The organism is Streptomyces sp. NPDC033174 (assembly GCF_055577795.1).
Map to the genome: position 1 here is coordinate 802614 of NZ_JBVIPQ010000002.1, position 23962 is coordinate 826575.

A 23962-nucleotide genomic window follows, 5' to 3' on the forward strand; every position below is an offset into this window, starting at 1 on the left:
CGCTCCACTGCCGGGATTCACCCCAATGGCCAGGCGCTCGGAGTGAAGGACGGGGGCGGACGGGGGCGCTTTGGGCACGCGCCCTTCTCCCACTGATCATCACCGACCTACCGTCGCTGCATGGGACGCGGGGACCGGGCGACGCTGGTACGGATCTGTGATCTGGCGGGACGGCCGCGGGGGACCGGCTTCGTCGCGGACGATCTCGGCACGGTCGTGACCGGGCACGAGGTCGTCGACGGGCTCGTGCGGGTCGTCGTACACGCGCAGGGGGACCGCACCTGGCTCGCGGAGGCCGACGCCGTCACCGCCCTGCCCGAGGTCGGACTCGCGCTCGTGCGGACCGAGGGGCTCGGCGTGGCGCCGCTGCCGGTCGCCACGCGGACGGCCGTCGGCACCGGCAGCTACGTACGCCTGTGGGCGGACGGCTGGCGAGAAGCGCGGGTGCTCGGCGCGTCACCCGTCACCTACACCGCGACCGACCGGTTCCACCTGCTCGGCGAGGCCATCGAGCTGGCGATCGGCTGGGACGGCAGCGAGGCGCTCCGGCTCGGCGGGGAAGCGGCCGGCGGGCCCGTCCTGGACGCCACCTCCGGTGCCGTACTGGCCGTCCTCGGCACCGCGCTGAGCGGCGCCCGCACGGCGGCCGGATACGCCCTGCCCCTGGCGACCGCCGCCGCCCGGGGCCCGCGGGGGCCGCTCGACGCGCTGCTGCGGCGCAACACCGCGACCGTCCCTGCCTACGGGCGGGACCTCAACCTCGCCGGGGCGCTTGAGCTCACCGCCATGTCCGGCGGGCTGCCCGGGGGGACGGGCGGCGGGCCCCGGGCCTGGCCCGAGCCGGTCGAACGGCCCGAGGTCACCCGGGAGTTCACCTTCTTCGCCGCCTCCGACGCGCTGGTCTTCGCGCTGACCGGGGAGCCGGGGACCGGCCGCAGCACCGAACTCTCCGCCCTGCGGACCCGGCGCGGCGGCGGCGCCGAACCCGCCCCCACGATCTGGCTGCGCGGCGCCGACCTGCGCGCCGACGACGCGTCGGTCGCCGACGCGGCCGCCCGGGCGCTGCACCGCGCCGGACGGATCGCGTCGGCGTCCGGCGCGCGGGGGGACATGGCCGACACCACGCCCGAACGCGTCGCCCGCCTCGCCAGGGAGGCCGGCCGGCCCCTTCTCCTCATCCTCGACGGGCCCGAGGAGATGCCGCCCGCCCTCGCCCACCGGCTGGCCGACTGGACCGCCGGCACGGAGCGCTGGCTGCGGTCGCACGGCGCGCGGATGGCCGTCGGCTGCCGGCCCGAGCACTGGGAGCAGGCCGGGCGGCTCTACGCTCCCGGCTCGCTGCACCGGCCCGCGCGGCCCACCGAGCGGCTCCCCGCGGCGCTGTGGATCGGCGATCTGCCCGAACGGGAGGCCGCCCGCGCCAGGGAGGCCTACGGGCTGCCGGGCGACGCCCTCGCCAGGGGCGACGCCGGGCACCCGCTCGCCCTGCGGCTGCTCGCCGAGGTCCGGGCGGCTCTGCCCGGTGACGCGCCCGTGCCCGGCAGCCCGGGGCGGGAGGAGATCTTCGCCGCCCACCTGGACCTGATGTGCCTGCGCGTCGCCGTGAGGATCGCGGCCCAGGCAGGGCCGGTCCTCCGGGCGACCGCCGTCCGCCGCCTCGCCGCCCGGGTCGCCGGTCAGGTCCACGAGGCGGCCCGGCGCTGTCTGGGCCCCGGACAGGGGGAGCTGGACCGGGAGTCGTTCGAGGAGGTGTTCCCCTGGCGCACCGGCTGGGCGTCGGCCGTCCTCACCGAGGGCCTGCTCGTCCCGGCGGGCGGCGGGTACCGCTTCGCCCACGAGGAGCTCGCCGACTGGGTGCAGGGGGCCCATCTCGACCTGGACGCCGCCCTGCACTCCCTGGTCCACCGCTGGCACGAGTCCCCTCCCGAGCCCCCGGCCACGCCTTCGCCGTCCCCCCGCTCGCTCCCGATCCCCCGCCATCGCATCGGCCCGGTTCTCCAGTCCCTCCTGCGCCTCCACCGCGACCAGGGCCCGGAGGCCCTGTCCCGCCGCCTCGAGGGCCTGCTCGACGCGCTGGACCGCCTCTCACCCGCGGCCCCGGCCGAACCCGGCGCCCCGGCCTCCCGGGTTCCGGCCCAGAGTCCGGCGCCACGCCGGGAATCCCGCGGCGGGCGGGAAGGGGCGTCCGGATTACCCCACCGGCTCGCGCAGACGCCGGCCGCGCGCGCGTGCGCCGGGGGCGCGGGTTTCGCGGGCGGCGATGACCCGCCCCCCGCGCCAGTGTCTCCTGCCACGTTCGCCGGCGAGGTTTCCGGGGAGCCCGGCCGCGCGGGCGCGGTGGGTGCCCCCGGCGTCGGGCATCCCCGCTCCCGCGTCGAGGGCTCCGGGAGAGTCCCGGCCGCACCTGTCTCCGCTCCGGGCGGCGTGGGCCCGGGCGCGGCTCCGCGCGCCCGGGGCGAGGACCCGGCCCTGGCCCCCGCAGCGGCCCCCACAACGCCGGCTCCCGGCTGCACCGACCCCTGGGACCCCCGCTGCCGTGTCGAGGACGCCGTCTGGTGGGCGGCGCGGCTGTTGCGGGACGTGCTGCTCGCGCTGCCCGACGGGCGGGTGGTGATCGGGGTGTTGCGGGGGCTCGCCGACCGGGTCGGGCAGCGGCGGGTGGAGGACGGGGGGTTCGGGGAGTTCGGGCCCTGGTTCTGGGAGCGGGTGCGGGTCGGGGAGGACGACCGGCTCGATCTGCTGCGGCGGCTGGTCACCGCCGACGGACCGCCCGGGAGGCGGGGCGGCCCCCGATACCTCGACACCGTCGCCGAGCGGCTCGCCGCCGAGCCCAGGGGCGTACAGCCGCTGCTGTGCCGGTGGTTCGGGGACGACACCCCGCTGCCGGCCACACCGGACGCGACCGTCGCGGCGGCCGCGCAGGCGCTGCTGTACGCCCGGCGGGACCTCGCCGTCGACGATCTCTGCGAGGCGCTCGTCGCCACCGCCCACCCGCGCGCCGACGAACTGCTCACCGCGCTCGCCGAGGACGAGCCCTCCGCGCTCTGCCGGGCGGTGGACCGCTGGGCGCACGACGACGGCCGCCCCGAGCGCCGCGTCGCCGCCGCCGCGTACGGCACGCTCGTCGCCCCGCACGCCACCACCGACGCCGACCGCGACCTGCTCCGCTACGCCGCCCTGGCCCTTCTCGCCCGCCCGGGGGACCTCGCCCTGCACGGACCCGCCCTCGGCCTGCTGATCCGCGACCCGCGGATGCGCCCGCGGTACCTTCCCCGGGCCCTCGCCGCCTTCCGCGTGGGGGAGCCCCGGCTGCCCGTCCGGGCGCTCGCCGCCGCGCTCGCCACCCACCCCGAGCCCGTGTTCGCCGCCTTCCAGGCCCGGCTGCGGGTGCCGGGCGACGACGCCGGAGAGGTGCTGAACGCGCTCGCCGCCCTCACCACCCCCGCGCTCGCCCGCCGCGCGGCCGTCCTCGTCCGCGAGTACGTCGACCGGCACCCCGAGGGGGCCGCGCACGCCGCCGCCTTCGTCGACCAGCGCCTGGAACACGGCCCCGCCGCCCGGGCGATCCTCTTCCCCCTGGTCACCGGGCTGCTGCGGGACCAGCCCCCGCGGGTCCGCCGCGCGCTGGCCCCCGTCCTCGCCGCGCCCGGCTCCGGCGCCTCGAGGGCCCTGCGGGCCGAGCTCCTCGACGTACTCCTCGAGTACGAGCAGCACGCGCGGCCCGAGCCGTGCGGGCCCCGCGATCCGGCCGTCCTCGACGCGCTGCTGCGGGCCGCCGCCCTCGGCTGCGCACTGCGTCCGGAGGCCCGGACCCGTGAACTCGTCCACCGCACCGGTCTGCTCTTCGTCCGCACCCCGGAGGGCGCGACCCGCTTCGACCGGCGCCTGGTGGAACTCGCCCGCGAGGTGCCCGGATTCGCCTCCCTCGTCGCCGGATGGCTGGCCGCGCGAGAGCAGGACTGGGCCACGGTCGTCGGTCCGAGCACCCGTCGGACCGTCATGACGCTCGGCAGTCCCATGCCGATGCGTACCGAGAGCCTCGGGCATGGCAGTCTTAGACCTGCGTAACCGGCAATGACGTACACAGGTTCGGGCGAGGAGCGGTCACAGTGCAGCGCTGGCGTGGCTTGGAGGACATCCCCCAGGACTGGGGGCGCAGCGTCGTCACCATCGGCTCCTACGACGGTGTGCACCGCGGACACCAGTTGATCATCGGGCGGACCGTGGAGCGGGCCCGCGAGCTCGGCGTGCCCTCGGTGGTCGTCACCTTCGACCCCCACCCCAGTGAGGTCGTCCGCCCCGGCAGCCACCCCCCGCTGCTCGCTCCGCACCACCGCCGCGCGGAGCTGATGGCCGGCCTCGGGGTCGACGCGGTGCTGGTGCTGCCGTTCACCGCCGAGTTCTCGCAACTGTCGCCGGCCGACTTCATCGTGAAGGTCCTCGTCGACAAGCTGCACGCCCGCGCGGTCATCGAGGGCCCGAACTTCCGCTTCGGCCACCGCGCCGCCGGCGATGTCGCCTTCCTCTCGGAGCTCGGCTCCACCTACGACTACGAGGTCGAGGTCATCGACCTCTCGGTGAGCGGCGAGGCGGGCGGCGGCGAGCCGTTCTCCTCCACCCTCACCCGCCGGCTCGTCGCCGAGGGCGACGTCCAGGGCGCGGCCGAGATCCTCGGCCGCCCGCACCGCGTCGAGGGCGTGGTCGTCCGCGGCGCCCAGCGAGGCCGCGAGCTCGGCTATCCGACCGCCAACGTCGAGACGCTGCCGCACACCGCGATCCCGGCGGACGGCGTGTACGCGGGATGGCTGACGGCCGACGGCGAGCGGATGCCCGCCGCGATCTCCGTGGGCACCAACCCGCAGTTCGACGGCAAGGAGCGGACGGTCGAGGCCTACGCCATCGACCGCGTGGGCCTCGACCTGTACGGGATGCACGTGGCCGTGGACTTCCTGGCGTACGTACGCGGCCAGGAGAAGTTCGACTCGATCGAGGCCCTGCTCGAGGCGATCGCGGCGGACGTGAAGCGCTCGCGCGAGCTGACCGAGGCGTACGACCTGGCCTGAGCCGGGCGGGGCCGGACCGACCCGGCCCCGCCCGGTTGGGACGCCGTAAAGGGCTCACCGGGTGACGACGGGCTCGGCCCGTGCGGCTCAGGCAGGACGGGCCGCACCGGGTGAAGACGGGCGCCCCCCCCGCGCGGCTCGCCACGAAGGGCCGGGCCGGGTGGGTGAGGACGGGCGCGGCCCCGGCTCATGACCGGCCCGGGGCTACCAGGTGACAAACAGCTCCTTCGGTCCCCGGATGAGCCCCTTCGACTGAAAGACCGTCTCCTCGGCCGGCCCCGCGAGCCGCAGGTCGGGGAACCGGCGCAGCAGGGTGGAGAGCATCACCTCGGACTCCATCCGGGTGAGCATCGCGCCCATGCAGTGATGCGGCCCGTGCCCGAAGGCCAGATGGGCCACCCCGGCCCGGTCGATGTCGAGGGTGTGCGGGTCGTCGAACATCTCCGGGTCACGGTTGGCCGCGAGGTACGACGCGTACACCGCCTCGCCCGCCCGGATCACCACCCCGCCGATCTCGACGTCCTCCGTCGCGATGCGCGGCAGCCCGACGCCGTTGCGGTGCGGGATGTACCGCAGCATCTCGTCCACCGCCTGCGGCAGCACCTCCGGCTCGGTGCGCAGCCGGTGCATCAGCTCCGGCCGGGTGAGCAGCAGGTAGACCATGTTGGCGCTGTTGTTGCGGACCGCGTGCGCGCCGCTGATCAGGATCGCCATGGCGAGGGAGACGGCCTCGTCGATGGAGATCCGCTCCTCCCGCATCGACTCGGCGAGCACCCCGCCGAGGTCGTCCTGCGGCTCGCGCAGACGCTTGTCGAGCAGCGCCGAGATGTAGGTGTGGATCTGCTCCTTCGCCGCCCTGCTGCTCTCCGGGCCCGGGCCCGAGGACAGGATGAAGTCGGGCCAGGAGGCCAGCTCGGCGCGGTCCTCCTCGGGGATCCCGAGAAGGTCGCAGACCACGGACAGGGGCAGCGGTCCGTGCAGATGCCGCATGAGGTCGGCCGGCCGGCCCTGCCGCTCCATCGCGTCCAGCAGTTCGTCCGTCTTCCGCTGCGCGAGCGGCCGCAGCCGCTTGGCGTTCTGCCCGGTGAACGCCTTGGTCACCGCCTTGCGCAACTGCGTGTGGTACGGCGGGTCGGCGTAGTTCAGGGCCGCCTTGGAGGCGACCATGTGGCCCGTCATACCGGTGACCGTCTTCTCCAGCAGCGCCGTACGGCTGAACCGGGGGTCCGACGTGACCGCGCGCACGTCCTCGTAGCGGGTCACCAGCCACGCGTCGTGCTGGGCTCCGAACGGCAGCCGGATCCGCGCGATCGGCTCCTCGGCCAACAGCTCGGTGAGGAGGGGATCGAAGTCCAGGGCCGGCAGGTCCTCGACGGTCCAGGTGTGTACGGGCCGTTGCGCCGTCGTCGGTTCGGACGTCATGGATTCACCTCTCGGTGGTCGGGTCATGGCGCCCCGGCGGTCGCTCTCCGTGTCCGAGCCGCCCCGTGCGGACTGTCCGCGCCCTATCCCTGCCCGATCCGCCGTCACCCTGACGCGCCGACGCGCCACAGCCCCCGAACGGCCGATCGCGCACCGGGGTCGCCGCCGGGTCCGTGGCGCCGGTCCTCGAGGCGTGAACGCACGGCCCAGCGGCACTTCCGGTGCCCGCCGGGCGTACCCGGCGCCCGGTTCCACGGGGCGCTTCCCGGTTGCGGGGTGCGTCAGCGCGGATGACGGTGGCCGGAGTTGACAGCGAACGCGAACGAAGGAGAGAGCGTCGTGGCGACTCTGTGCAAGCCAGCCGTGTCGGTTCCCGAGCACGTGATCACGATGGAGGAGACGCTCGCTCTCGCTCGGTCGCTCCATGCCGATCACCCTCAGCTCCCGCTGGCGCTCAGGCTCATCGAGAACACGGGTGTGACTCAGCGTCACATTGTTCAGCCTATCGAGGAGACCTTGCTCCACCCCGGCTTCCAGGAGCGGAACGCCTTGTACGAGACCGAGGCGAAGGCTCGTGTACCCGACGTGGTAAAGCAGGCCCTGCACCACGCCGAGCTGCGCCCCGCCGACATCGACATGATCGTCTATGTGTCGTGCACCGGGTTCATGATGCCCTCGCTGACGGCCTGGCTGATCAACACGATGGGCTTCCCCAGCCACACCCGGCAGCTCCCCATCGCGCAGCTCGGCTGCGCCGCGGGAGGGGCCGCGATCAACCGTGCCCACGACTTCTGCACGGCCTACCCGGACGCCAACGTACTGATCGTGGCGTGCGAGTTCTGCTCGCTCTGCTATCAGCCCACCGATCTGGGAGTCGGCTCGCTGCTGTCCAACGGCCTCTTCGGCGACGCCGTGGCCGCGGCTGTCGTCCGCGGCCACGGCGGCACCGGCATCTCCCTGGAGCGGAACAACTCCTACCTCGTCCCCGACACCGAGGACTGGATCGCCTACAGCGTCCGCGCCACCGGCTTCCACTTCCTGCTCGACAAGCGCGTCCCGAAGACGATGGAACCGCTGGCCCCGGCCCTCAAGGAAATCGCCGGGGAGCACGGCTGGGACGCGGCCGGGCTCGACTTCTACATCATCCACGCCGGCGGGCCGCGCATCCTGGACGACCTCAGCTACTTCCTCGAAGTCCCGCCCGAGGCCTTCCGGTTCAGCCGGGCCACGCTCACGGAGTACGGCAACATCGCCAGCGCCGTGGTGCTGGACGCCGTACGAAGACTCTTCGACGAGGGGAAGACCGCCGACGGCGCGCGCGGCATCATCGCCGGTTTCGGCCCCGGCATCACCGCCGAGATGGGCCTGGGCTCGTGGGTCACCGCCGCCGCGCCCCATGAGCCCGGTCTGAAACTGCGCCGGGTGGTCGGCTACGCCGAGCGCGATCCCCAACTGCTGCCGAGGGCCTGAGACGGCGGCGCGCCTCCACGGAACCCGGCACCGGAGCGGTGCCGGGTCATCCCGAGAGCCCCTTCACCCCCTGCTGGGCCGCGGCCCAGTGGCAGGCGACCTGCCCCACGGCCCCGCCCGACAGCACCGGCAGCTCCTCGCCGCGGCACAGGTCGGCCACGTCCGTCGCCCGGCCGGAGGCCAGCACCTGGCACCGCACGTGGAAGCGGCAGCCGCCCGGGATGCGGGAGGGGTCCGGCGGTTCGCCCGTCAGGACCACCGGCGGCTCCGACGACTCCGGAAGCACCGACAGCAGCGCCCGCGTGTAGGGGTGCCGAGGTGAGGTGAGCACCGACTCCACGGGGCCCGTCTCCACGATCCGTCCCAGGTACATCACCGCGACCCGGTCCGCGATGTTCCACGCGAGCCCCAGGTCGTGAGTCACCACCAGCGCGGACAGGCCCAGTTCGTCGCGCAGCCGCAGCAGGAGGGCCAGGATCTCGCCCCGTACGGACGCGTCCAGCGATGCCACCGGTTCATCGGCGACGATCAACTCGGGGTTCAGGACCAGCGCGCCGGCGATGACGGCGCGCTGGCGCTGGCCGCCCGACAGCTCGTGCGGATAACGCAGGAAGAACCGCTCGGGGGGCCGCAGCCCGGCCCTGGAGAGTGCTCCGGCGACGGCCTCCCGTTCGTCGCCGTCGTACCCGTGGATCCTCAACCCCTCCGCCACCGCGTCGTACACGGTGTGGCGCGGGTTGAGGGAACCGCTCGGGTCCTGCAGCACCAGCTGCACTCTCCTGCGGTACGCCTTGAGGGACCGTGAGGTGTACGAGAGCGGTGTCCCGCCGAACGTGACCCGGCCCGCCGTCGGCCGCACCAGGCCCAGCAGCGTCCGGGCCAGTGTCGTCTTGCCGCAGCCGGACTCACCGACGAGGGCGACGATCTCCCCGGCGCCGATGTCGAGGTCGACACCGTCCACCGCGCGGGCGGTCGCCGCGCCGCGCCGGCCGGGGAAGGCCACGCGCAGTCCGGCGGCGGACAGCAGCGGAGTGCTCGTCATACGTCGTTCCTCACCGTCGTGCCGGCCGGGCCGGCCGGATCACCCGCACGTGCCGGATCGCCCGGGCCGGCCGGATCATCCGCACGTGCCGGATCGCCCGGGCCGGCCGGATCATCCGAACGTGCCGGCCCGCTCGGGTCGGCCGGACCCGTCGAAGCCCGCGCGGCCCTCGGGAGCCGCTCGGCCGGCAGGGTCCTCGAGAGGGCCGTGCCGACATGGACACAGGCCGCCCGGTGTCCGGCCCCCGCCTCCCGGAGCACCTGGTCCGTCTCCCCGCACCCCTCCAGCGCGACCGCGCAGCGCGGGTGGAACGTACAGCCCGACGGCAGGGCGGACGGATCCGGTGGATCGCCCGGCAGACCGCGCGGGGCGCGGCGGGACAGCGGGTCCCCGATCCGGGGGAAGGCGGCGGACAGGGCGCGCCCGTACGGATGCTCCGCCGCGTCGTACACCGCACGTGCCGGGCCCTCCTCGACGACCCGGCCCGCGTACATCACCGCCAGCCGGTCGCAGGTCTCGGCGAGCACCGCCAGGTCATGGCTGATCATCAGCAGCGAGATGGACTGGTCGGCGACGAGCTGCTCGATGAGCCGCAGGATCTGCGCCTGGATCATGACATCGAGCGCGGTGGTCGGTTCGTCCGCGACGATCAGCCGCGGATCGCAGGCGAGCGCCATCGCGATCATCACCCGCTGGCGCTGCCCGCCGGACAGCTCGTGCGGATAGGCCTCCGCGCGGGCGGCGGGAAGCCCCACCTGTTCGAGGAGGGCGCCGACCCGCTTGCGTGCCGCGCCCGGTGTGGCCTGCCCGTGGACGAGGACGGGCTCGGCGATCTGGTCGCCGATCCGGTGCACCGGGTTGAGCGAGTGCATCGCGCCCTGGAAGACGATCGACGCGCCGGCCCAGCGGACGGCCCGCAGTCTGCCCCACTTCATGGTGAGGACGTCCTCGCCGTCGAGCAGGATCCGGCCGCCGATCCGGGCCGAGGTGGGCAGCAGCCGCAGCAGCGCGAGCGCTAGCGTGGACTTCCCGCACCCGGACTCGCCCGCGACCCCCAGTTTCCGGCCGGCCTCCAGGGTCAGGTCGACCCCGCGCACGGCCGGGACGGCGGACTCCCCGGCCCCGTAGGTGACATGGAGGTCCTGGATCTCCAGAAGGTTCACCGGCCGGCCCCCAGCTTCGGATTGAGCACGGACTCGACGGCCCGGCCGCACAGCGTGAACGCGAGAGCGACCAGCGCGATGGCGATGCCGGGCGGGGCCAGGTACCACCAGTGGCCCGCGGAGACCGCGCCCGCCTCCCTGGCGTCCTGGAGCATGCCGCCCCAGGAGACCACGGTCGGGTCGCCGAGCCCGAGGAAGGCGAGGGTCGCCTCGGTGAGGATGGCGGTGGAGATGCCCAGCGTGGTCTGCGCCAGTACCAGCGGCATCACATTGGGCAGCACATGGCGGCTCATGATGTGGCCGTGCCCGCCGCCGAGGGCCCGGGCGCGCTCGATGTACGGCCGGGACTCGACCGCGATCGTCTGAGCGCGTACGAGCCGGGCGGTGGTGGGCCAGCTGGTGATGCCGATCGCCAGGATCACCGTCCACATCGACCGGGACATGACGGTCGCCAGCACGATCGCCAGGACCAGGGCGGGCATCACCAGGAACCAGTCGGTGATCCGCATGAGGACGGTCGAGAACCAGCCGCCGTAGTGCCCGGCGATGATCCCGACCAGGGTGCCGATCGCGACGGAGAGCGAGGCCGCGAGCAGCCCGACGGCGAGCGAGATCCGGGCGCCCCAGATCAGCAGCCCGAGCAGGGACCGGCCGAACTGGTCCGTGCCGAGCGGGAACCGTCCGCTGGGCGGTTCCAGCGCGGTGCCGGGCGCGCCGGTGACGCTCTGGACGTCGGCGCCGACGACGAGCGGCGCGGCGAGCGCGAGCAGGGCGATGAGGCAGAGCCCGGCCAGGCCGTAGAGCCCGGCGCGGTGGGTGCGGTACTGGTGCCAGAAGCGGGCCGTCGCGTTCTTCCGGCGTACCCAGGTCAGCGAGGTCGTCATCGGCCCACCCGGGGGTCGAGCAGCGGATAGAGCAGGTCGGCGAGGAGGTTCATCAGGATCATCGCGCCGGCGAAGACCACGAAGAGCCCTTGCACCAGGGGCAGGTCGGGCACGCTCAGCGCCTGGTAGAAGAGCCCGCCGAGGCCGGGCCAGGAGAAGACCGTCTCGACGAGGATGGATCCGGCCGCCACATGGCCCAGATTGATGAAGACCATGGTGACGGTCGGCAGCAGCGCGTTGGGCACGGCGTGCCTGCGGCGCACGGCGTCGTCCCTGAGCCCTTTGGCACGGGCCGTCGTCAGATAGTCGCCACCCATCTCGTCCAGCAGCGAGGAACGCATGACGAGCAGGGTCTGGGCGTAGCCGACGGCGACCAGGGTGATCACCGGTAGCACCATGTGATGGGCCACATCGAGGACGTACGCGAAACCGGCCGTGTCGCCGGACTCCATGCCACCGGTGGGGAAGAGACCGGGCACGGGACCCATGCCCACCGAGAAGACGATGATCAGCAGCAGGCCGAGCCAGAACGACGGCACGGACCACAGGGTGAGCGCGACACCCGTGTTGAGCCGGTCGCCGGGACTGCCGTGGCGCCAGGCGGAGCGGGTGCCGAGCCACAGTCCGAGCGCCGAGTAGATCACCACGGCGACCCCGGTCAGCAGCAGCGTCGCCGGGAGCTTCTGGACGATCAGCTCGCCCACCGGCGCGCGGAACTGGTACGACATGCCCAGATCGCCGGTGAGCGCCTTGGCGCAGTAGTCCGTGAACTGCTGCCACATCGGCAGGTCGAGGCCGAACTGCTTGCGCAGCGTGGCCAGTTGCTCGGCCGACGTCGGGACGCCATGGGTCATGGCCTTCACCGGGTCGCCGGGGATGATCCGGAAGAGGAAGAAGCTGGTGACGAGCACGGCGAGCAGCGAGACCGCCGCGCCGCCCAGTTTGCCCGCCGCATGGCGGAGGTACGCGGTGGTATCGCGGGTGCGCTTGCCGGTGGTGCCGCCCTCCGGGGCGCGGACCCCGGGGGCCCGCGCCACGTCGGCGGAAGTGCTCGCGGTGGTCATGTACTACTCGCGGTCGTCGGCGGTGGAACGCCGGCGCATCACGAGGAAGAGCCCGATCCCGACGACGGCCAGCACGGCCGCGCCGATCCCGACGACCGCTCCGGCCGAGGAACCGCTGTCCGTGTCGTCGCCGCCGCTCCCGGCCGGTACGGCGGACCACCAGCTCCAGTAGCCGTCCTGGCCCCACAGATTGCCGGCGGCCTCGGGCATGGTCGTGATCGACCTGATGTGGTCGGTGCGGTACGCCTCGACCGCGTTCGGGTACACCATGACATTCATGTACCCCGTGTCGTACAGCCGGGACTGCATCCGCTTGACCAGGTCCGCCCGCTTGGCGGCGTCGTACTCCACCGCCTGCTGCGCGTACAGCCCGTCGAACTGCTTGTCGCAGATGAAGTTGTCCGTGGCGCCGGTGTCCTTCGGCGTGGCCGGGAGCGCGCCGCAGGTGTGGATGGACAGGACGTAGTCCGGGTCCGGGTTGACCGACCAGCCGTCGAACGCCAGATCGTAGTCACCCTTGGCCCACGGGTCGGAGACGTTGTCGAGACAGTCGACCTTCAGCCCGACACCGAGCTTGCCCCACCACTCCTGGAGGTACTTGCCGACGGCCTTGTCGTTCGGGTCGGTGGCGTGGCACAGGATCCGGAAGTCCAACGGCTTGCCGTCCTTGCCGGCCCGCTTTCCGGCGCTGTTCTTCCGGTATCCGGCCTGGTCGAGGATCTGCTCCGCCTTGGCCGGGTCGTAGCTCAGCCGCTGCGTGGACTGCGGCTTCCAGAAGTACGAGCCGAAGCGCGGCGGGATGTAGCCCTCGCCCTCCACGGCGTGGCCCTGGAACACCTTGTCGACGACCGTCCTGCGGTCGACCGCGAGGAAGAGCGCCTTGCGGACGGCCGGGTCGAGCAGGGCCGGATGGCCGCTGCCGAAGGTCTTGCCGTCCTTCGCGCGGGCGCCGGGGTTGGTGGCGAGCGCGAAGAAACGCCGGCCGGGCGCGTCGTTGACCTTGATGTTCTTCTGCGACTTCAGTGCCGCGGCCTGGGCGGGCGTCAAATTCGGCACGAACGACACCTCACCCTTCTGCAGGGCGGCGACGGCTGCGTCGTTGTCCTTGTAGTACTTGAGCACCAGCTCGTCGAACTTCGGCGCGCCGCGCCAGAAGCCCTTGTTGGGCTTGAGCTTGAGGTACTGGTCGACCTTGTAGTCGGTGATGACGAAGGGCCCGTTGCCGACGATCGGGAACTGCTGGTCGTTGTTGAACTTCGAGAAGTCGCCGACCTTCTCCCAGACGTGCTTGGGCACGATCGGCACGTCGAGTGCCGTCATGGTGGCCTGAGGCTTCTTCAGCTCGATGACCAGGGTGCGGGGGTCGGGCGCGGTGACCTTCTTGAAGTTCGCCGTGAAGCTGCCGTTCGCGGTGGCCGCGTTCGGGTCCGTCATCATCTTGGTGAAGGTCCACGCCGCGTCCTCGGCCGTGGCCTGCCTGCCGTCGGACCACTTCGAGTTGTCGCGGATCGTGTACGTCCAGGTCAGCTTGTCCGGCGACGACTTCCACGCGGTGGCCAGACCGGGGATCGTGTGCCCGTCCTTGACGTCGTAGTTCGTCAGGTACTCGTAGGCCAGCCGGTGGACGGTGGTGGAGGTCAGCCGCTGTGCCAGGAAGGGGCTGAGCGAGTCGATGCTCTGCGCGATGGCGACGGTGAGGACGTTGTTCCCGCCCTTGTCCCCGTCGGCGGCGGGCCGGGCCTCTGCCTGCGCGGGGACGGCCACCACGGCGGAGGCGGTGACGCCGGCGGCGAGGAGCAGTCGGATCAGGGGGCGTTGCCGGACGGTGCGGGGCGGAACCTTTGTGACCATAGGACGGACCTCGCGTCATGGATCTTGGGGCGCCAACTGGTGAAGCGAAGGTCTATCAGCGCTGGACGAGTGGAGTCAACGACCCCTCAAACCCCTTGTGGGCTGCGGGAATACAAGGAGGGCCCGCACCGTGGTGACGGTGCGGGCCCTCATTGGTCCAGTCCTCTGACGCCTTACTGCTGAGGGGCTGGCGGCGCCTGCGGCGGGGCCTGGGGCGGCTGCTGCTGGGGCCAACCGGCCGGAGGAACCGGACCCTGCAACTCCGCCGGGCTGGGCTGCGGAGCGGGTGCTCCCGGGGCGCCGGGCTGTGCGGGAGGCTGCTGCCAGCCCTGCGGGGGCATACCGGGCTGCTGGGGCGCGTACGGCTGCTGCGGAGGCTGTCCGGGGTGGCCGCCGGGCTGTCCGGGCTGTCCCGGCTGGGCTCCGTACGGCTGCTGCGGCGGGTACGGCTGACCGGGCTGTCCGGGCTGCTGCGGGGCGTACGGCTGCTGCCCGGGCTGCTGCGGCGGGTACGGCTGCTGCCCGGGGACCGGACCGCCGCCCGGCGCCTGCTGACCGCCCGGGGCATGCTGGGCACCGCCGGGCATCGGGGGCGCCATGTGCGGGGGCAGACCGCCCTGGCCGTCACCCGTCCACAGCCCCTGGGCCTGCTGCGCCCGCGAGAAGTCCTCGGCCACCATCGCCGAGAGGTTGAAGTACGCCTCGCGGGTCTTGGGCCGCATCATGTCGAGGTCCACCTCGGCGCCGGCCGAGAGGTGCTCGTCGAAGGGCACCACGACCACACCGCGGCAGCGGGTCTGGAAGTGCTGCACGATGTCGTCGACCTTGATCATCTTTCCGGTCTCCCGGACCCCCGAGATGACGGTGATCGAACGCTGTACGAGCTCGGCGTATCCGTGCGCCGACAGCCAGTCCAGCGTCGTCGAGGCGCTGGAGGCGCCGTCGACCGACGGCGTCGAGATGATGATCAGCTGGTCGGCGAGGTCCAGCACCCCGCGCATCGCGCTGTACAGCAGACCCGTGCCGGAGTCGGTCAGGATGATCGGGTACTGCTTGCCGAGCACGTCGATCGCGCGTCGGTAGTCCTCGTCGTTGAACGTCGTCGAGACGGCCGGGTCCACGTCGTTGGCGATGATCTCCAGACCGGAGGGCGCCTGCGAGGTGAAGCGGCGGATGTCCATGTACGAGTTGAGGTACGGGATCGCCTGGACCAGGTCGCGGATCGTGGCCCCGGTCTCACGGCGCACCCGGCGGCCGAGCGTACCGGCGTCCGGGTTGGCATCGATCGCCAGGATCTTGTCCTGCCGCTCGGTGGCCAGGGTCGCGCCGAGCGCGGTGGTCGTCGTGGTCTTGCCGACACCGCCCTTGAGGCTGATGACCGCTATCCGGTAGCAGGACAGCACCGGCGTCCGGATCAGGTCGAGCTTGCGCTGCCGCTCGGCCTCCTCCTTCTTGCCGCCGAGCTTGAAGCGGGCGCCTGCGCCGGGGTTCCGGCTGGACTTGGGCTTCTGCTTGTTGTTGCGCAGCAGCCGGTCCGAGGACAGCTCCACGGCGGCGGTGTACCCGAGCGGCGCTCCCGGGACGGAACGCTCCCGTTGGTCGTGCGTGACCGGAGTGGGCCAGGCGGCCCCGGCGCGCGGGTCGACGGGCGCGGGCGGATAGGCCTGCGGCTGGTCGGGGTGCGCGTTCGCCGGCGGCTGCCCGCCCTGCGGGAACCCGTACCCGCCCTGCGGGGCACCGGCGTCCGGCGCCGCTGCCTGCGGCGGCATCGGGGCGGCCTGCTGCACGGGCGCGGGGAGGTTGGGCGTGGGCGCGGGGCCCGGCTGGGGCCGGCCCGGGTTGGGGTAGCCGTAGCCCTGCGGGGCGTCCGTGCCGGTGGTGGGGGCGGGGAGGTTGGGCGTCGGGGCCGGTCCCGGCTGGCCGGGGTTGGGGTAGCCGTAGCCCTGGGGGGCGTCGGGGCTCGCGGTCGGCGCGGGGAGGTTCGGCGTCGGGACGGCCTGCGGCGGGACACCCGGCGCGCCCTGACCGGGCTGCGGCTGACCGGGGTTCGGGTAGCCGTAACCGGCCTGGGGCGCGGCTGCCTGCGGCGGCATCGGGGCGGCCTGCTGCACGGGGGCGGGGAGGTTCGGCGTCGGAGCCGGTCCCGGCTGTCCCGGGTTGGGATAGCCGTAGCCCTGGGAGGCGTCGGGGCTCGCGGTCGGCGCGGGCAGGTTCGGCGTCGGGGCCGGCCCCGACTGCGGCTGACCCGGGTAGCCGTACCCCTGCGGGCCGTCACTGCCCGTGGCGGTGGCGGGGAGGCCGGGCGTCGGGGCCGGTCCCGGCTGTCCCGGGTTCGGGTAGCCGTAGCTGCCCTGGGGCGCAGGCTGCTGCTGGGGCTGAGCCGGCTGCGGGAAGCCGTACCCACCCTGCTGGGCGGGCGCGGTGGCCGGCGGCGGGGCGGACTGGTCCGCCGTGGGCGCGGGCGCGGGCCACTGCGGCGTGCTGGTGGGCGCGGCCGGCTGGAAGGCGGGGGGCAGCGGCGGCAGACCGCCGCCCTGCGGTACCGGCGGGGGAGACCACGGCAGGGCGGCGACCGGAGGGGCGTCCTGGGGCGCCTCGGCCGTCGGAGCGTCCGTGGGCACGGCGTCACTCGGATCCGTATCGGCCTCGTCCGTGCCGTCCGCGACATGTACGGCGTCCTGGACGTCCACGACGGCGTCCTCGGGCGCGTCGTGCGCGGGCACCTCCGGCGCGTCGGCCGGCTCCTCGGCGGCACCGCCGTCCGTGGTCTCGGAGTCGGAGTCGGAGTCGGACTCGCCGTCAGTCGCCGCCGGAGCCCCGGCCACGGGGATTTCCGGCGTGCTGTCGACCGGCTCCGCGGCCTCGTCGGACGGGGCCGGGGAGTCCTCACCCGGCTCGTCGTCCTTGGCGGGACCCTCGGCGGCGCCGCCCACCGGACCGGCCGCCGGCGCGTCCGTCTCCGGCTGCTGGGCGGCCTCGGCGGCCTCCGAAGCCTTGGCCTCGGCGGCCTCGCGCTCGGCGATCTCCGCCATTTCGCGCTTCAGGGCGGCGGGGGAGAAGCGCATGGTCGCGCCGCTCTCCACGTCACCGGCCCCGAACGGCTCCGCCGACTGCGTGGCGGCCGGCGGCGGAGCCGAAACCCCGGCGTCCGGCGCGGGCGCGGGCGGGGGCACGGTCGCCGGCAGGGACACCGGCGCCGGAGGAGCCGGCGGCACCTGCGCGCCCGGCGTCCAGTTGGGCTCGAAGCCGCTGCCCGCGGGAAGCCCCGGCAGAGCCACGGGCGCCCCGGACGGCGGCGGCGGATTCACGCCACCGGCCCCCGGCGCAGTGCCGTTCGGGACCGCGCTGTTCGGTACCGCGCCGTTCGGTCCCGTGCCATGCGGCACCGCACCATGCGACGCAGCCCCCGCGGCGTCCCCCGACGCGTTCTGCGTGTACCAGGCCGGCGGGGTGTAGTCGATGGTGAACTCACCCGTCATCTCGGCGGGATCCGCGTCGGACTGATCATCGACGGGCGTGTTCCAGCCCTCGCGGATCTCGTCCCGATCGCCGTTCACTTTGCCTCCTGGTGTGGTCGAGCACCCTTGTGCCGTCGTGGGCGGGGCGACCGTTCCGTCGTCCGAGCCGCCCGGCTCTCCCCTTGTGACGCCGCGATCCTGCTCACAGGTTCTCGCCGCGCTCTTCCCACCCTAATCGTCAACGGCGGCCGTACGTCAGGGCGGCCGGTCCCCTCGCCTGTCCCGTTCGTCACGTGTCCCTCCGCATGGGACTGACAAGTGAAGCCTCTGTGCGGAAACATGACAGAGACGCACGGTCAAATAGGGCTATCTCGTTCGGAATCGGTCCGTCCGTCGGAGGCGTTCCTCCCGGGAGGGCCGCTCAGTCCATCCGGCGCGCGCTGCCCAACAATCCGGTCTCGGCGTCCGTCGGCCGGGTCATCACGAACCGGCGGTCGCCCGGAGTGCACCAGAGCGTCACGCCGTCGGCGAGCGTGGACAGGGCTTCGGTCTCGCCGCGCGGCAGATTCATGATGCGGCCGATCCGCGCGGCCTCGTCCGGAGACACCCGCTGCACGCCGACCAGGCCCGACTTCCGCATCAGCCGCGGCGCCACCGGGCTCAGGTAGGGGAGCAGCGTGACCACCGACTGCCAGGGGGCGGACACCACACGCCCGCGCGGCGGCCGCATCCCGCAGTCCCGGACCACGAGCGCCGGACTCCCGACCGAGGCGCCCTGCGGCGGCACGCGACCGACGTCGTGCAGCGTGACGCACGGCCGATCGGCGCCCACCGCCCGGGCGAGCGCCGTCCACGCCTGCGCGCGGCCGGTCTCCACGGCGATCCGGGCGCCCGTGGCGGCGGCCCTCAGCGCCAGCACCTGCGCGGTCCACACGCCGCCGATCAGCGTGATCTCGTACGGAGTGGGACGGTTGACGCCGAGGACGGCGGGCTGCCCCGCCGCGTCGACGCCGATCACCACACCGTCGTCGCCGACCGGCAACGCCAGCGCGTCCAGGTCCTGCACGGGAAGCGTGTGGGGCTCACGCCGCGGTCCGATCAGGCCGCGACCGCCCGCCGACAGCGCGCGGGTACGCACCGGGAGGAGGGGCATCAGCGGGCACCCCCGAGCGGGAGCGTCGCGAGCAGGGCGGGCAGTTGCTCGCGGTCGAGCCGCACCAGCCCCGCCCCCGCCTCCCGCGCGATCCGCTCCAGTTCATGGCGCGCGGCGACCAACTCCTCGCCGCCGCGCGCGGCGACCCGTACGTAACCGGTCACGGACGCCTCCCGCCGGTCACCGCCGCCCAGGGTCAGGCTGAAGGTCGTGGCCAGTGCGGGAGCCGCGGTCAGCCGCGCCACGAGCTGCGGCAACGAGACACCCCCGGCGCCCAGCCGGGGCCAGCGCCCGATCCAGTACGTGGTGTGCGGCCGGCCGTCGCAGCGCCAGGTGCGCGCGGTCTCCTCGGTGCGCCGCCCGGCGGGCCCCTCCCGCCCCGCCCGTACGACAGCGAGCGGATCGGCGCACAGGGACGTGGTGATCGCCGCGGTCAGCTCCTGCTCGGTCAGCACCGTCGCGCCGAAACCGGCGCCGGCGAGCCGGCTCGCCAACTGGTCGGCCGCGCGCACGAGACACTTCCGCGCGCCCCGCGTACCACCACCGCGCGCCGCCACCGCCTCCGGGCACAGCTCCGGATCGAGCTTCAGCGCGACCCAGGTGACGCGCACGGCCGGCGCGCCGGTCCCCGCGGGCAACGGCAGGTAGTTCCGCGCGATCAGCGACTGCGCGGCCAGGTCCGGCGCGGGCGCGGGCTGGGTGTGCTGGACGATCTGCGCCGACTCCAGCCGGATGCCGTCGACCTCCAGCGCGTCATGGACGAGAGCGACGGGCAGGGGCCGCGCCTCCCGGTCGGGGCGCAGCGCCGTGCCGTCCGATTCGATCCGCAGTACGGCGGTCAGGAACGTGCCGTCCCCGATCATCCCGACCGGGCGGCGCTCGCCGTCGGTGTACGCGTGGGCGCGCAGCGCCGGATCGCATTCGAGCAGGGGCCCGAGGCCGGCTGCCGTACCCGGAGGGAGGGCCGCCGAGGCGGCGGCGCGTGTCCGTGCGCGCAGGGCGATCGCGGTGGCGAGCCACTCGGGCAGCGAACGCCCGCGCCGCCGCGCCACGGCCAGGAGGACGAGCAGCGCCGCGACCAGCCCCGCCGGAACCAGCAGCAGCGGCTCGGTCACCCGGGCGACGAGAAGCAGCGCCGCGGCGATCTCGACGAGTACGAGTTGTTGCAATCGGAACGGCCCGATGTGTCCGGGGCGGCTCCGCGCGCGCGGAGCCGCACTCGGCCCGGACGGCGGCCGGTGCCCCGCCGTGCCCGGCGCCGCTGCGGCGGGCCGTGTCTGCGTCGCGGAAGCCATCCGGAGAGTCCCCCATTCGTCCCGATCGCCCCTGACGGCCGGGGCGTTGGGGAGCTGGATCACCCTACCCGCCAAACGGGCACCCCCGGACAGCAGGCATAGTAGGGGGCCGGTCGGACAGCCGGGCTCCGGGTGCCATGCTCCCCGGTCCCTCGTGCGGAGGCTGTGCCGGTGGAAGACGGGGGACCCATGGCATCACGGCGGGACGAGCTCAACGCGTACACCTTTGCGAAGAAACGCACGGTGGCCGCCTTCCTCCGGCCCTCGCCCTCCGGCACCGACGAGGGCGCGCCCCGCCCCCTGCGCGCGGTCGTCCCCGGGCTGATCGCCGCCGCGGTCCTCGTGGCCGGGTTCGGCGCGTGGGGAATGCTCAAGCCGGTGGCTCCGAAGGGCTGGGACACCCCCGGCACCAAGGTGGTGGTGGGCAGGCAGTCAACCACCCGCTATGTCGTCCTCACCACCGGCGAGGGCAAGGACCGCCGGACGCTTCTCCACCCGGTGCTCAATCTGGCATCGGCCCGGTTGCTGCTCGACCCCCAGCGGTTCGAGGTGGTCCAGGTGGACGACTCCGTACTGGACGCCGGCCGCCCGCCGCGTGGACCGGTCCTCGGCATCCCGTACGCCCCCGACCGGCTGCCCACCGCCGCCGACGCCGCGAAGGCCAAGCGCTGGGCGGTGTGCGAACAGCCCGGCGGAGGCAGGGGGTCCAGCGTGCAGAAGGCCACCTTCGTCCTCGCCGACCGCGACGCCTCACGCACCGACCGCAAGGGGGAGCGGTTGACCGGAGGCCAGGTGCTCTATGTGAAGGGGCAGACCGGCGCCCGCTTCCTCGTGGACGCCGGGGGCACCAAGTACGCCGTGCCCGGCACGCAGGCGGACACGCCGGGCCTCACCACCGCGCTGGTCGGCCTCGACCGGGAGCCGCAGCAGGTCACCGACGACTGGCTGAACACCCTGCACACCGGCAGCCCCGTCGACTTCCCCCGACTCCCCGGCACGGCCGGTGCCGACGCCGGTGCCGGCGGCGGTCTCAGCCCCACCGAGGACCGTGTGGGCATGGTGCTGAAGGCCCAGACGGGGTCCGGCCCCCAGCACTACGTCGTCCTGCCGGGGAAGGTGCGGCCGGTCTCCGACTTCACCGCCTGGCTGCTCATCAACTCCCCGCAGACCGAGACGCTCGACATGGACGGCCGGGCGACCACCGTCGACGCGGCCTCCTTCACCCCGGACCCCGCGGCCTTCGGCGCCGACCGCCGCTGGCCCGCCGAGCGGGTCGGGCAGGTCAACGCCACCGGCGGCGCCGGCGCCCGGGACACGGTGTGCAGCGTGCTGCGCGGCGTCGACCAGCGGGGCCGGACCACCCTCTCCACCTGGGCGGGCACCGGCTACCCGGCGGACATCACCGCAGGCGGCACCGGAACCTATGTCACGCCGGGCAGCGGTCTGCTGTACACCCAGGTCCGGGGCGAGCAGACGAACCCCGACGGTTCACTGTTCCTGGTGACGGACACGGGTCTGCGGTACGCCGTTCAGGCGAACGGCGACAGTGACACGGCCCGCACCGGCACCGGCACCGGCGACCGGGGAGGCGAGCAGCGGGACGGCCGCCCGGAGCCGAGCCAGGCACAGATCCGTCTGGGGTACGAGAACGTCGTCCCCGCCCTGGTGCCGCTCGCCTGGTCGGACTTCCTGTCCAAGGGGCCACGGCTCGACAGCAACAGCGCGCGCCGGCCGCAGGGTTCGTAGGGGGAAGGTGCCATGCCGTACCGCATCGCGGCTCTGATCGTCTCCTCGGCCGCCCTCCTCGGGCCGACGGCGGCGCCCGCCCACGCCCAGGGGCCTCGCCCCGACGGCAGCGGTGCGTGCGCCTTCCCGATGAGGAAGCAGATGGAGGGCACCCCCTGGCCGCTCCAGCGCGTCCTGCTCGACGAGCTGTGGCAGGAGACCAGGGGGAAGGGGGTGCGGGTCGCGGTCATCGACACCGGTGTCGACACCGCCAATCCGCAGCTGAGGAACGCCGTCGACGCCACGGCCGGGGCCGACTTCGTCCCGGCCGGCGGGGACCCGGGAGCCGCCGGCCGCCGAGACCCCGCCGGAGCGGGGGGCGGCAGGGCCGCCGGCACGGTCGACGAGGTCGGCCACGGCACCAAGGTCGCCGGGATCATCGCCGCCCGCCCCCGCGCGGGTACCGGGTTCGTGGGGCTCGCCCCGGAGGCGACGATCATCCCGATCCGGCAGAACGGCGGGAAGAACAACGGCACCTCGGACCTGATGGCCCTCGCCATCGACCACGCCGTCGCCAAGGGCGCCCGGGTCATCAACATCTCGCAGGACACCACCCAGGCGCTCACCGCCCGGTCGGACCTCGGCCGGGCCGTCGCGCGCGCACTCGCCGCCGACGTCGTGGTCGTCGCCTCCGCGGGGAACGACGGCATGGACGGCAGGTCCAAGAACACCTACCCCGCCGCCTTCCCCGGCGTCCTCGCCGTCGCCGCGTCCGACCGCAACAACGAACGCGCCGCGTTCTCCCAGTCCGGTGCGTTCGTCGGTGTCGCCGCACCCGGCGTGGACGTCGTCTCCACCGTCCCCGGCAACGGCCAGTGCGCCGACAGCGGCACCAGCTTCTCCGCCCCGTACGTCTCCGGGGTCGCCGCGCTCCTGCGCGCCAAGTACCCCCGATGGAAGGCCCATCAGGTCGTCGCCCAGATCGAGCAGACCGCCGAGCGCTCGGTCAACGGCCGTGACGACCACGTCGGCTGGGGCGTCGTCGACCCCCTGCGCGCCCTCGACGGGGACGCCGGCCCCCCGGACGCCGCCACCCCCGACCCGGCGCCCCCCGCGCCGCCCGCGCCCGAACCGGCCCCGCTGGCCATGACGGAGAGCGCCCAGGGGCGCGACCAACGGCTCGCGACCTACGCGCTCGCGAGCGCCGCCGTCCTGCTCGCCGTGGTCGCCGGCACCGCGACCGTGCTCAGGGACAGCCGCCGGAAAAGAGCCCGCTGAGCCCATGTCCCCAGCAGGGCTGCGCAGTTGGACGTGTCGGTACCAGTGGTCCGCCGCACCGCGGGCCACATCCCCGCACCGCGCACAAGGAGCTCCACATGACGAACCCGGCAGGTGGTTTCGGACTCGCCGACGACCCCGTGGTCAAGGCGAAGAACAAGATCATGGAAACCGGCGAGGCGGTGTCCCGGCAGGCCCGCGAGATGGCCGACATCCTCGCGACGGTCGGCGCGGGCTGGACCGGCGGCGGCGCGGAGGGCTTCAAACGGGCCCAGACCTCCCTCAACGAGGACCACGACACGATCCGCCGGCTGCTGGGCGTCCTGCTCCACGCCGTCGGCGAGACTAAGAACCTCAGCAACGCCAACGACGACGAGGTGCGCGGCGCCTTCGCGGCCGCCCACACATCGGCCCTCAACGGCATCTGAGCGCGAGGAGACGAACATGACCGGCATCGACCAGCACACCAGGGTCCGGTACGAGAGCGTCCAGGAGATGGCCAACCGTCTGCGGGTCGTCTCGCAGAACATCATCAAGGACCTGGAAGAGATGGACACGGCCCTCAAGGTCGTCACCGGTACGTGGGACGGTGAGGCGCACCAGGAGTACGTGACCCTCCAGGGCAAGTACAAGAAGCGGGCGGAGGACATGAAGAACCGCCTGGAACAGGTCGCCCGGCTCGTCGAGCGGGGCAAGGACAACTACCGTTCGACCGACCTGAAGGCATCCCGCCTCTTCACCGAGACGTACTGACGCGGACCGGCCGATCAGCGCAAGGGGGCCGCTCCTCGCGGGAGCGGCCCCCTTCCGTGCCGTGGCCAACTGCCGGTGGCTCACCTCACCGCAGGTCGAACTCGCCGTCCTTCGCGCCAAGGACGAAGGCGCGCCACTCGGCCTCGGTGTAGCGCAGCACGGTGTGGGGGTCGAGGGAGGACCTCATCGCCACGGCCCCGCCCGGCAGGTATGCGATCTCCACGCGCTCCTCGTCGGGGCTGGTGCCCGGGGCGCCCTGCCACTCCACCCCGCTGATGTCGAGCGCATACAGCTCGTCCTTCTCCTGCTGAGTGCCCATCAGGCGCTTCCCCTTCGTGGAA

General features: G+C 73.7%; 17 protein-coding genes. 7 read left to right on the plus strand and 10 right to left on the minus strand.

All coding sequences use genetic code 11. From position 1 onward, the window contains the following. Positions 1–120 precede the first annotated feature (120 nt). Both ACZ5VC_RS09930 and ACZ5VC_RS09935 read left to right on the plus strand, forming a co-directional pair. Positions 121–4068, plus strand: coding sequence for a serine protease (locus ACZ5VC_RS09930; RefSeq protein ID WP_469119548.1), 3948 nt, complete (start codon positions 121–123; stop codon positions 4066–4068). Positions 4069–4109: 41 nt separating this feature from the next. Continuing rightward, the gene (locus tag ACZ5VC_RS09935) at positions 4110–5063 is read left to right on the plus strand and encodes a bifunctional riboflavin kinase/FAD synthetase (RefSeq protein WP_469119549.1); all 954 of its coding nucleotides are present in this window, start codon (positions 4110–4112) and stop codon (positions 5061–5063) included. A 204-nt stretch (positions 5064–5267) separates the two neighbouring features. Here ACZ5VC_RS09935 and ACZ5VC_RS09940 read toward each other — a convergent pair whose 3' ends face one another. Further along, entirely contained in the window at positions 5268–6485 is a 1218-nt protein-coding gene (locus ACZ5VC_RS09940) for a cytochrome P450 (protein WP_469119550.1), read from the minus strand. A gap of 306 nt (positions 6486–6791) precedes the next feature. Between ACZ5VC_RS09940 and ACZ5VC_RS09945 the strand changes: the two genes are divergently transcribed. Continuing rightward, positions 6792–7955, plus strand: a complete 1164-nt coding sequence (locus ACZ5VC_RS09945) for a type III polyketide synthase (RefSeq protein ID WP_469119551.1) — start codon at positions 6792–6794, stop codon at positions 7953–7955. A 46-nt stretch (positions 7956–8001) separates the two neighbouring features. Here ACZ5VC_RS09945 and ACZ5VC_RS09950 read toward each other — a convergent pair whose 3' ends face one another. The 8 genes from ACZ5VC_RS09950 to eccE all read right to left on the minus strand — a co-directional run bounded on the left by ACZ5VC_RS09950 (position 8002) and on the right by eccE (position 19865). Further along, positions 8002–8997, minus strand: a complete 996-nt coding sequence (locus ACZ5VC_RS09950; protein ID WP_469119552.1) for an oligopeptide/dipeptide ABC transporter ATP-binding protein — start codon at positions 8995–8997, stop codon at positions 8002–8004. Next, positions 8994–10160 (minus strand): ABC transporter ATP-binding protein, encoded by a 1167-nt coding sequence (locus tag ACZ5VC_RS09955; RefSeq protein WP_469119553.1) that lies wholly within the window; start codon positions 10158–10160, stop codon positions 8994–8996. The genes ACZ5VC_RS09950 and ACZ5VC_RS09955 overlap by 4 nt, the downstream gene beginning before the upstream one ends. Further along, positions 10157–11044, minus strand: a complete 888-nt coding sequence (locus ACZ5VC_RS09960) for an ABC transporter permease (RefSeq protein WP_469119554.1) — start codon at positions 11042–11044, stop codon at positions 10157–10159. Before ACZ5VC_RS09960 ends, ACZ5VC_RS09955 begins: the two co-directional genes overlap by 4 nt. Then, the gene (locus ACZ5VC_RS09965; RefSeq protein ID WP_469119555.1) at positions 11041–12108 is read right to left on the minus strand and encodes an ABC transporter permease; all 1068 of its coding nucleotides are present in this window, start codon (positions 12106–12108) and stop codon (positions 11041–11043) included. Before ACZ5VC_RS09965 ends, ACZ5VC_RS09960 begins: the two co-directional genes overlap by 4 nt. A gap of 3 nt (positions 12109–12111) precedes the next feature. Next, the gene (locus ACZ5VC_RS09970; RefSeq protein WP_469119556.1) at positions 12112–13959 is read right to left on the minus strand and encodes an ABC transporter substrate-binding protein; all 1848 of its coding nucleotides are present in this window, start codon (positions 13957–13959) and stop codon (positions 12112–12114) included. Between the two features lie 173 nt (positions 13960–14132). After that, positions 14133–17516: an SCO5717 family growth-regulating ATPase gene (locus ACZ5VC_RS09975; protein ID WP_469119557.1), complete on the minus strand. Its 3384-nt coding sequence runs from the start codon at positions 17514–17516 to the stop codon at positions 14133–14135. A gap of 322 nt (positions 17517–17838) precedes the next feature. Next, on the minus strand, positions 17839–18570 hold the full coding sequence (locus ACZ5VC_RS09980; RefSeq protein WP_469119558.1) for a hypothetical protein: 732 nt from the start codon (positions 18568–18570) through the stop codon (positions 17839–17841). Continuing rightward, positions 18570–19865, minus strand: coding sequence for a type VII secretion protein EccE (gene eccE / locus ACZ5VC_RS09985; RefSeq protein WP_469119559.1), 1296 nt, complete (start codon positions 19863–19865; stop codon positions 18570–18572). The genes ACZ5VC_RS09980 and eccE overlap by 1 nt, the downstream gene beginning before the upstream one ends. 189 nt (positions 19866–20054) lie before the next feature. Between eccE and eccB the strand changes: the two genes are divergently transcribed. The 4 genes from eccB to ACZ5VC_RS10005 all read left to right on the plus strand — a co-directional run bounded on the left by eccB (position 20055) and on the right by ACZ5VC_RS10005 (position 23621). Further along, positions 20055–21611: a type VII secretion protein EccB gene (gene eccB / locus ACZ5VC_RS09990; protein ID WP_469119560.1), complete on the plus strand. Its 1557-nt coding sequence runs from the start codon at positions 20055–20057 to the stop codon at positions 21609–21611. Positions 21612–21623: 12 nt separating this feature from the next. After that, positions 21624–22868: a type VII secretion-associated serine protease mycosin gene (gene mycP / locus ACZ5VC_RS09995; RefSeq protein WP_469119561.1), complete on the plus strand. Its 1245-nt coding sequence runs from the start codon at positions 21624–21626 to the stop codon at positions 22866–22868. Between the two features lie 98 nt (positions 22869–22966). After that, positions 22967–23296 carry a hypothetical protein gene (locus ACZ5VC_RS10000; RefSeq protein WP_469119562.1) on the plus strand — a complete coding sequence of 110 codons (330 nt, stop codon included), beginning with the start codon at positions 22967–22969 and terminating at the stop codon, positions 23294–23296. 16 nt (positions 23297–23312) lie between these two features. Then, a complete protein-coding gene (locus ACZ5VC_RS10005) occupies positions 23313–23621 on the plus strand; it encodes a WXG100 family type VII secretion target (protein WP_469119563.1) in 309 nt (102 codons plus the stop codon). An 85-nt stretch (positions 23622–23706) separates the two neighbouring features. Here the strand turns inward: ACZ5VC_RS10005 and ACZ5VC_RS10010 are convergent, their stop codons facing one another. Further along, positions 23707–23940, minus strand: a complete 234-nt coding sequence (locus ACZ5VC_RS10010) for a DUF397 domain-containing protein (RefSeq protein ID WP_469119564.1) — start codon at positions 23938–23940, stop codon at positions 23707–23709. Between the last annotated feature and the right edge of the window lie 22 nt (positions 23941–23962).